The following is an 8,904-nucleotide window of genomic DNA, read 5'->3' as shown; positions in this document are numbered from 1 at the left end:
GGCCCGCCGCGCCCGCGGGCCACCGCCGCCCCGGTGGCGGTCCAGCACGCGACGCCCGATCCGCGCGCCTGCACACCCGATCCCCGGGCTTTCACACCCGATCCGCGGGCCTTCCCGACCGGCGACGCGCACCCCCGGACGCTCCCGAACGCCCCTGCGCCGGGTGACGCACGGACACGAGCGACCGCTGACCTCCATGCCATTGACCTCCATGCCGCCGGCGACCCGCGTGCGCGGACGGCGGGGGACGCGCGGCCGGGCGACGCTCGGACATGGACGGCGGCGGAGGGGCGGCCGGCCGGGGAGGCGCGGGTCCGGGCGACGGGCGACCCGCGTCCGCGAGGGGCCTCCGACGTCCATCCGCGCGGGTCCTCGGACGTCCGCGTGCGGGCGGCGACCGACGTGCGGGCACGCGCCGCGGCCGACGCGCGGCTGCGGCCCGCTCCGATCGCCGTGGACACGATGGGCGGCGACCACGCGCCCGAGGAGATCATCGACGGCGCGGTGGCCGCGTTCCGGGAGCACGGCGTCCGGGTCGTCCTGGTGGGGCAGGCCCCGCGGATCCGGGCGCGGCTCGACCGGCTCGGCATCTCCGGCGAGATCCCCATCGTGCACGCGGACGAGGCGCTCGACATGGGCGAGGGCGCGCTCGCGAGCTGGCGCAAGCCGCGCTCGTCGGTCGCGATCGCCTGCCATCTGGTCAAGCAGGGCCGCGCGTCGGCGCTGGTGTCGGCGGGCTCGACGGCCGGGGTCGTGGCCACGTCCCGGCTGCGGCTGAAGGGCCAGCAGGGCGTGATGAAGCCCGCGATCGCGGTGACGCTGCCGACCCGTCCGCGGCCGACCGTCCTGCTGGACGCGGGCGCGACCGCCGACGTGAAGCCCGAGACGCTGGTGCAGTTCGCCGCGCTCGGCACCGCCTACGCGCAGATCCGGCTGAACCTCGCGCGCCCGCGCGTGGGGCTGCTCAACATCGGCTCCGAGGCGGGCAAGGGGAACAAGCTCGCCAAGCGCGCGCACGAGCTGCTGGCCTCGGGGCACCACGGCGTCGAGTTCGCCGGGAACGTCGAGGGCCACGACCTGCTCGCGGGGACCGTGGACGTGATCGTCACCGACGGCTTCACCGGGAACGTGGCGCTGAAGACCCTGGAAGGCACCGTCCGGACGGCGTTCAGCGAGATGCGCGAGGCGGTCACCTCGTCCCGGACGGCCCGCGTGGGCGCGTTGCTGCAGCGGCGCAAGCTCACCGAGCTGAAGGACCGGCTCGACTCCGACACCTACGGCGGCGGCGTCCTGCTCGGCCTGAACGGCACGGTCATCATCGCCCACGGCGCTGCCAGGGCGCGCGCGATCACCTCGGCGTGCCTGCTCGCGCACGAGCTGGCGGCGGGCCGCATCGTGGAGCGCATCCGCGACCAGGTGGCGGCGACGAAGACGTCCCGGTTCCCGCGCTGGCCGCACGGCAACCACGACGCGTCCAAAGAGGGCAAGGACGGCCGGGACGGCAGGGAGTCCCGCGAGGCGAGGCGGCCCGTCGCGGAGGACGAGCCCGCATCGCGTGAGATCGGTGACACCACCGACCCCAACGTTTCCGGTCCGCCGCACGTTGAACAGGGTGAGGACGAACGGAAGCCGGACGCGGACGCCGAGGCGGCGGCGCGTCCGGTGACGGGGCGCCCGGCCGAGCGGCCGGAGCGCGGCGCCGGGGGCCGCTGAGCCCTCCGGGGTTGTCCCAGTCGATCTTGGGGAATGGGGCTTCCAACGGGGGGAAGATGACCGAACCGCAGCGGCCCGGTCCGGGGGGACCGGACGGGCTGACCGAGGCGGAGGTCCGCGAGCGGGTGGCGGCCGGCCGGGTGAACGACGTGCCGCGGCGCACCAGCCGGTCGGTCGGCGAGATCGTCCGGGCCAACGTGCTCACCCGCTTCAACGCGCTGATTGGCACCCTGTTCGTGCTGGTGCTGATCTTCGGCGCGTGGCAGGACGCCCTGTTCGGCGGGATCATCGTCGCCAACTCCGCGATCGGCGTCGTCCAGGAGCTGCGCGCCAAGCGCACCCTCGACCGGCTCGCCGTCGTCGGCGAGGCCCCGGTGCGCGTCCTTCGCGACGGCGCCACCCGCGACCTGCACCAGGACGAGGTGGTCCAGGACGACCTGGTCGTGGTCGGCACCGGCGACAAGATCGTCGTGGACGGCCCGGTGGTCTCCTCCGGCGGCCTGGAGGTGGACGAGTCGCTGCTCACCGGCGAGGCCGACCCCGTCCTCAAGCGGCCCGGCGACCAGCTGCAGTCCGGCAGCTTCGTCGTCGCGGGCCACGGCGTGTTCACCGCGGCGAAGGTCGGCCGGGAGGCCTACGCCGCCCGGCTCACCGAGGAGGCCAGCCGGTTCACCCTCACCCGCTCGGAGCTGATGGAGGGCATCAACCGGTTCCTCAAGTACGTCACCTGGCTGATCGTGCCGACCGCGATCCTGCTGTTCGTCAGCCAGTTCCGCTCGGCGGGCGGGGTGCCGAACGCGGTGGTCGGCGCGGTCGCGGGCGTGGTGACCATGATCCCCGAGGGCCTGGTGCTGATGACCAGCATCGCGTTCGCGGTCGGGGTCGTCCGGCTCGGGCGGCGGCAGACGCTGGTGCAGGAACTGCCCGCGATCGAGGGCCTCGCCCGGGTGGACGTGCTGTGCGTGGACAAGACCGGCACGCTCACCGAGGCGGGCATGGACCTCGACCAGGTCGTCCCGCTGGACGACGCCCGCCAGGGCGAGCGGGCGCTGGCCGCGATCGCGCGCGCCGACCCCGATCCGAACGCCACCATGCGGGCCGTCCGGGACGGCCTCGACGTCCCCGATCCCGGCTGGACGCAGCGGTCCGCCGTCCCGTTCTCGTCCGCGCGCAAGTGGAGCGGGGCGTCGTTCGCCGAGCACGGCTCCTGGGTGGTCGGCGCGGCGGACGTGCTGCTGTCCCCGGACGACCCGGCGCGCGCGAAGGCCGAGGACCTCGGCTCCACCGGCCTGCGCGTGCTCGCGCTCGCCCGGGTGCCGGACGACGCGTTCGCCGACCCCGACCGGCTCGACGTCGCGGCCACCGCCCGGCCCGCGCTGCTGGTCGTGCTGCGGCAGCGCATCCGCCCGGACGCCAAGCAGACCCTCGCCTACTTCGCCGAGCAGGACGTCACGGTCAAGGTCATCTCCGGCGACAACCCGGCCTCGGTGGGGGCGATCGCCTCATCGCTGGGCCTGCCGTCCGCCGAGCACCCCGTGGACGCCCGCACCCTGCCGGCCGGCATCGACGAGATGGCCGAGGTGCTGGAGGGGAACTCGGTGTTCGGCCGGGTGACCCCGCAGCAGAAGCGCGACATGGTCGCGGCCCTGCAGTCCCGGGGCCACACGGTCGCGATGACCGGCGACGGCGTGAACGACGTGCTCGCGCTCAAGGACGCCGACCTCGGCATCGCCATGGGCGCCGGCAGCGACGCCACCCGGGCCGTCGCCCAGATCGTCCTGCTCGACAACCGCTTCGCGACCCTGCCGCACGTGGTCGGCGAGGGACGGCGGGTGCTCGGCAACATCGAGCGGGTCGCCAACCTGTTCCTTACCAAGACGGTCTACTCGATCATCCTGTCGGTGCTGGTCGGGCTGATGCACGTGCGGTTCCCGTTCCTGCCCCGGCACCTCACGCTGATCAGCACGCTCACGATCGGGGTCCCCGCGTTCTTCCTGGCCCTCGCGCCCAACAACGAACGCGCCCGGCCCGGCTTCGTGCCGCGCGTCCTGCGGTTCGCGATCCCGGCCGGGGTCGCCTGCGGCGTCGCCACGTTCGCGGGCTACTGGATCGCCACCCGCAACCTCGACAGCTCCTTCCAGGAGGACTCGTCCTCCGCCTCGCTGTCGCTGTTCCTGCTGGCCCTGTGGGTGCTGGTGCTGATCGCCCGGCCCTGGAACTGGTGGCGGCTGGGGCTGGTCGCGGTGATGGGCGCGGCGTTCCTGACCGTGCTGGCCGTCCCGTGGCTGCGGCACTTCTTCGCGCTGCACCCGGACGACGTCGGCAACGACCTCTACGCCCTGGTGATCGCCGGGGCCGCCGGGGTGGTGCTGACGCTCGTCCTCAAGGTCCTCAAACATCAAAGCATTACCGGTTCCACACCCTCGCGCCGATAACCTTGAGACATGTCCGACCCGCAACTCGTACTCGCTGACAGGGTCCGGGCCGCGCTCGCCGCCGCCTTCGGACCGTCGTTCGCGGACACCGACCCGGTCATCCGACCGTCGCAGTTCGCCGACCTGCAGGCCAACGTCGCCATGTCGCTGGTCAAGCCGCTCACCCAGGAGCGAGGCGAGAAGCAGAACCCGCGCCGCATCGCCGAGGAGATCGTGGCGCGGCTCGACGTGGACGACCTGGTCTCCAAGGTCGAGATCAGCGGGCCGGGCTTCATCAACCTCACCCTCGCCGACGGCTGGATCGCCGCCCGCGCCCAGGACGCCCTCGGCGACGACCGGCTCGGCGTCCCGAAGGACGAGCACCCGGAGAAGGTGATCGTCGAGTACTCCTCGCCGAACGTGGCGAAGGAGATGCACGTCGGCCACCTGCGGACCACGATCGTCGGCGACGCCATCGCCCGGATCGGCGAGTTCCTCGGCGAGAACGTCGTCCGGGACAACCACGTCGGCGACTGGGGCACGCCGTTCGGCATGCTGATCGAGCACCTGCTCGACATCGGCGTGGCCGCGGCCGAGCGCGACGACTCGTCCGTCAGCGACCTCACCGCCTTCTACCAGGCCGCCCGGCAGAAGTTCGACTCCGACCCGGACTTCGCCGAGCGGTCCCGGTCCCGGGTCGTCCGGCTCCAGGCGGGCGACCCCGACACCATGCGGCTGTGGCAGGTCCTGGTGGACGTGTCCAAGCGGTACTTCAACCACGTCTACACGCGGCTCGGCGTCACGCTCACCGACGACGACATCAAGGGCGAGTCGTTCTACAACGACCTGCTCAACCCGACCGCGCAGGAGCTCACCGACAAGGGCATCGCCGAGATCAGCGACGGCGCGCTCGTGGTGTTCCCGCCCGGGTACAAGGGTCGCGAGGGCGACCCGCTGCCGGTGATCGTCCGCAAGAGCGACGGCGGCTACAACTACTCCACCACCGACCTCGCGACCATCCGGTACCGGTCCGACACCGAGCACGCCGACCGCGTGGTCTACGTCGTCGGGGCGCCGCAGTCGCTGCACTTCCAGATGGCCTTCGCCGTCGCCCGGATGGCCGGCTGGGTCAAGGACGGCATGCGGCTGGAGCACGCCGAGATCGGCAACGTCCTCGGCACCGACGGCAAGATCCTGCGCACCCGTGCCGGCGGCACCGTCAAGCTCGCCGAGCTGCTCGACGAGGCCGTCGAGCGCGCCGGGGCCGAGTTCGACAAGCTCAACCACGACGGCTCGTTCGACGCCGCCACCCGCGACGCCATCGTCGAGGCCGTCGGCATCGGCGCGGTCAAGTACGCCGACCTCTCGGTCGCCCGCGACAGCGAGTACATCTTCGACTTCGACCGGATGATCTCGTTCAAGGGCAACACCGGCCCGTACCTCCAGTACGCCGCCACCCGGATCCGGTCGATCTTCCGCAAGGCCGGCACCTCCCCGGACGACGCCCACGGCCCGATCACGCTGGCCGAGCCCGCCGAGCGCGCGCTGGCCCTGCACCTGCTCGGCTTCGGCGCGGCCGTCAAGTCCGCCTACGAGGCCGCCGAGCCGCACCGCCTGGCGACCTTCCTGTTCGAGCTGGCCTCGTCCTACACGGCCTTCTACGAGAACTGCCCCGTCCTCAAGGCCGCGGACGAGCCGACCAAGCAGTCCCGCCTGGCCCTGTGCGCGCTGACCCTGCGCACCCTGGTCACCGGCCTCGACCTGCTCGGCGTCCCCACCCCCGAGCGCATGTAGTCCGGCCCGGCGCGGAAGCGCACTGCACAAGAGCCGTCCACCGACGAGGTGGACGGCTCTTCGCATGCGCGCGCTTCACATGTACGCGCTTCGCATAGGCGCGCTTGACGTGGGTGCGCTTCACGAGGGTGAGCGTTCACTCACCTGCGCCCCGGTCCCGCGATGGTCGACCGGGGGCACGGCTTCCGGAGTGTCAGCAGTGGGGGACGTTGCCGACGGTGACGGTGACGTAATGGGCCGCCACGTACTCGCGCTGAGCGGTCGCCAGGCGGTACCAGGTGCGGTCGCCGTAGATGCGCTGGCCGGTCACGGAGCACCGCAGCGGGACGGACGTGCCGTTCGGCAGCCGGCGGTAGGTCTGGCTGAGGCGGTTCGCCTTCCCGCGCACCCGCAGCGGAACCGGGGCGTGGACGATCCCCTGGGCGCTGACGGCGACCGGCGCCAAGGCCGTCCCGCCAGGCTGGGCGGACGCCGACGACTCCGTCAACGCGATGAACAGAACCGCCGCGACCATGGCGGTCCCGGCGGTCGCGGCTTGCAGCAGGCGCTTCACGGCGAAGCCCTCTTCCCGTTGGGCTGCGGCGCCCCCGTTCCGGCACCGTCCTCGCCCTATAAGACGCCCCCAAGCCCACCCGGGACCGAACCCACGCCGTTCTCGCGCGACCGCATCAGGCCATGCTGAAAGTCCCGGCCCACTTCGCTCGCCTAAAGGCTCGCTGCGTGACCGTGACTGGGCGAACGCGGCATCGCTTCGCGATCTGCCCGGTTGCGCTCGCCTTCGGCTTCGCTCCACCGTGCAGGTCACGCGTTCGCGCGCATGGTTGAGGTCGCCCTGAGAAAGGCCCCAGGGCAACTACACGGCACCGCCGCTGGACCGCCGGCGACTCGTCACGCGGCCCCTTGCCAGGCGGACGGGGTTTGAGGGCCGCTGGGTCGGCCGTGGCTTGGGGCTTTGGACTGGACGGCTCTGAGGGGGCCGTGGGGGCTGGGATGGGCACGGCCCCTGGTGGAATGTGGGGATTCGAGTGAAAGTCGCTCTGCGGGCGACGTGGGGTTACTGGAGGTAGCCCTCCACCTCGCCGGCGGGGCGGGGGGTCGCCTCGTCCGGGTTCTCGCCGGCGTCGCGGCGGGCGCGGCGCTGGCGGAGCAGGTCCCAGCACTGGTCGAGTTCCACCTCCAGCGCGCGGAGACGCTGCTGCTCCTCCCCCTGGGAGAGCTCGCCCTTCTGGAGCCGGTCGCGAAGCGCGGCCTCCTCGGCGACGAACTCGTCGATGCGCGACAGGATCTGCTTGTCGTCCATGGTCCCTCCGTGGGCTCGTCCGGCTCAGCGGCGGAGCCCCGTCCCGCGTGGCCGCGGGGCGGGGCTCCGCACCGTCGAGGATCCCACCCCCGTCAACCTCCGCCGGACGACCGGGCCAGCCCGGACATGTACTCGTTGTTCGAGGACGAGCCCGACGAGCCCTGCGAGGCCATGGAACTGGTCTTCGGATCGACCAGGGTGGACGACGAGGCGCCCGACACCGCGCCGTTCGACGCGGCCGCGGCCGGTGTCGCCGTGCGGCGCGACGCGGTGCGCCGGCTGGACGTCGACTTGGTGGTGCGCGGACGCGTCGAGGCGGCCTTGGACCGGCCCGCCGTGGTCTTGCGGGCCGTGGTCTTCCGGGCGCCGGTCGTCTTCCTCGCGGTCGACTTCCGGGCCGTCGTCCGGCCCGCCGTGGTCTTGGCCGCGGCGGACGTCGTCTTCGAACGGCCGGACGCGGCGCTCGTCTTCTTGGCGGTCGTCTTCTTGGCGGTCGCCGACTTGCGGGCCGGCGCCTTCTTGGCCGTGCCCGTCTTCTTGGCGGTCGTCTTCCGGGCCGTCGTCGACTTCCGTGCGGTGGTCTTCTTCGCCGCGGTCGACTTCCGCGCCGTGCCCGCCTTCTTGGCGGTCGACTTCCTGGCGGACGCCGACTTGCGCGCGGTGGTCCCGCCGCTCGCCGACCGTCCGCTGGCGACGGCCTTGGCGGCGACGTTCATCGCCTTCGCCGCGTCCGTCATGGCCTTGGTGGCGGTCGTCATCGCCTTGGTCATGGCCGTCATGGCCCGCACCGAGGCGTTCGCCTTGGTCGCCACCGACTTCATCTTGGTGGCGGCGGACTTGGCCTGCGTCGCGGCGGTCGTCGCCTTCTTGGCGGCGGCCGACGAGCCGCGCGCCGACGTCGACGACGCGGTGCGGCGGGACGACGTCGTGCGCTTGGCGGCGGGCGAGGCCCGTTTCGCCGTCGTCTTCCGCGCCGCCGTGGTCCGGCTCGTCGGGCCCCGGTTCGCGGTCGACGCGCGCCGGGTCCCGGTCGCCTTCTTGGCGGCCGGACCCCGCGACGCGGTCGTCCGCTTCGACGCGGCCGACCGCGTCGCGGTCTTGCGCGCCGTCCCGGTGCGTGCCGAGACCGTGGACCTCGACGCCGTCGACTTCGCGGCGGCGCTGGTCCGCTTCGACCCCGTCCTGCGGACGGACGTCCCGGCCTTCCCTGCTGTGCCCCTCGCGCCCCCGGCCGTGCTTCGGCTCGATGTCGTACGCGATGTGGTCCTGGTAGGCACCTGATCCACCCCCCGTGCATGATCAGCTACGGAGAGTTCTATTCCACACTTCGCGACGATCTACACCCCGGATGCGCGAAACGGACGTTACACACCCACCGGATGCCAGACCGTCTTGGTCTCCAGGAACGCCGTGATCCGCTCCGTGCCGGGCTCTTCCGACCAGTCGCGGACGCCCGGACGCAGCACGCGCTTCAGGTTGTCCGCGGCGGCCCGCTCCAGGTCCGCGACGGCGTCGTCCGGCGCGCCCGCGAGGTCGATCGCGTTCACGTCCATGTGCGACGCCAGCCACGGCGCGAGCTCGGCGCGCCGCCCGGTCAGCAGGTTCACCACGCCGCCCGGGAGGTCGGACGTGGCGAGCACCTCGGCGAGCGTGACGGCGGGCAGCGGCGCCGGCTCGGACGCG

Annotated in this window: 6 protein-coding genes and 1 pseudogene; 4 read left to right on the top strand and 3 right to left on the bottom strand. The window is 72.8% G+C overall.

Annotation, left to right across the window (positions count from 1 at the left end):
• Positions 1 to 462: 462 nt before the first annotated feature.
• From plsX to argS, 3 genes and pseudogenes are all read left to right on the top strand, one after another.
• Positions 463 to 1,458, top strand: a pseudogene (plsX, locus tag AB0J52_RS17315) (phosphate acyltransferase PlsX); the annotation flags it as partial.
• Between the two features lie 311 nt (positions 1,459 to 1,769).
• Positions 1,770 to 4,148: an HAD-IC family P-type ATPase gene (locus AB0J52_RS17310; RefSeq protein WP_500182591.1), complete on the top strand. Its 2,379-nt coding sequence runs from the start codon at positions 1,770 to 1,772 to the stop codon at positions 4,146 to 4,148.
• 9 nt (positions 4,149 to 4,157) lie between these two features.
• The gene (argS, locus tag AB0J52_RS17305) at positions 4,158 to 5,921 is read left to right on the top strand and encodes an arginine--tRNA ligase (RefSeq protein ID WP_500182590.1); all 1,764 of its coding nucleotides are present in this window, start codon (positions 4,158 to 4,160) and stop codon (positions 5,919 to 5,921) included.
• A 193-nt stretch (positions 5,922 to 6,114) separates the two neighbouring features.
• Here argS and AB0J52_RS17300 read toward each other — a convergent pair whose 3' ends face one another.
• Both AB0J52_RS17300 and AB0J52_RS17295 read right to left on the bottom strand, forming a co-directional pair.
• Positions 6,115 to 6,474 (bottom strand): hypothetical protein, encoded by a 360-nt coding sequence (locus AB0J52_RS17300; RefSeq protein ID WP_500182589.1) that lies wholly within the window; start codon positions 6,472 to 6,474, stop codon positions 6,115 to 6,117.
• 501 nt (positions 6,475 to 6,975) lie between these two features.
• The gene (locus tag AB0J52_RS17295; protein ID WP_500182588.1) at positions 6,976 to 7,221 is read right to left on the bottom strand and encodes a DUF2630 family protein; all 246 of its coding nucleotides are present in this window, start codon (positions 7,219 to 7,221) and stop codon (positions 6,976 to 6,978) included.
• A gap of 126 nt (positions 7,222 to 7,347) precedes the next feature.
• Here AB0J52_RS17295 and AB0J52_RS17290 point away from each other — a divergent pair, with 126 nt between their 5' ends.
• Positions 7,348 to 8,502, top strand: a complete 1,155-nt coding sequence (locus AB0J52_RS17290; protein ID WP_500182587.1) for a hypothetical protein — start codon at positions 7,348 to 7,350, stop codon at positions 8,500 to 8,502.
• Between the two features lie 83 nt (positions 8,503 to 8,585).
• Here the strand turns inward: AB0J52_RS17290 and AB0J52_RS17285 are convergent.
• Positions 8,586 to 8,904 (bottom strand): aldehyde dehydrogenase family protein (locus AB0J52_RS17285; protein ID WP_500182586.1); only part of this gene is annotated, 319 nt, incomplete at its 5' end.

It is taken from the genome of Spirillospora sp. NPDC049652 (genome assembly GCF_040675125.1).
Lineage (GTDB): Bacteria > Actinomycetota > Actinomycetes > Streptosporangiales > Streptosporangiaceae > Spirillospora.
Note: the sequence above shows the minus strand (reverse complement) of the source record. Positions and strands in the feature narration are given on the sequence as shown.

Excerpts from the sequence above, each read along its gene's own strand:
- AB0J52_RS17310 (WP_500182591.1), top strand. The coding sequence starts at position 1,770 with ATGACCGAACCGCAGCGGCCCGGTCCGGGGGGACCGGACGGGCTGACC.
- argS (WP_500182590.1), top strand. The coding sequence starts at position 4,158 with ATGTCCGACCCGCAACTCGTACTCGCTGACAGGGTCCGGGCCGCGCTC.
- AB0J52_RS17295 (WP_500182588.1), bottom strand. The coding sequence starts at position 7,221 with ATGGACGACAAGCAGATCCTGTCGCGCATCGACGAGTTCGTCGCCGAG.
- AB0J52_RS17290 (WP_500182587.1), top strand. The coding sequence starts at position 7,348 with ATGTACTCGTTGTTCGAGGACGAGCCCGACGAGCCCTGCGAGGCCATG.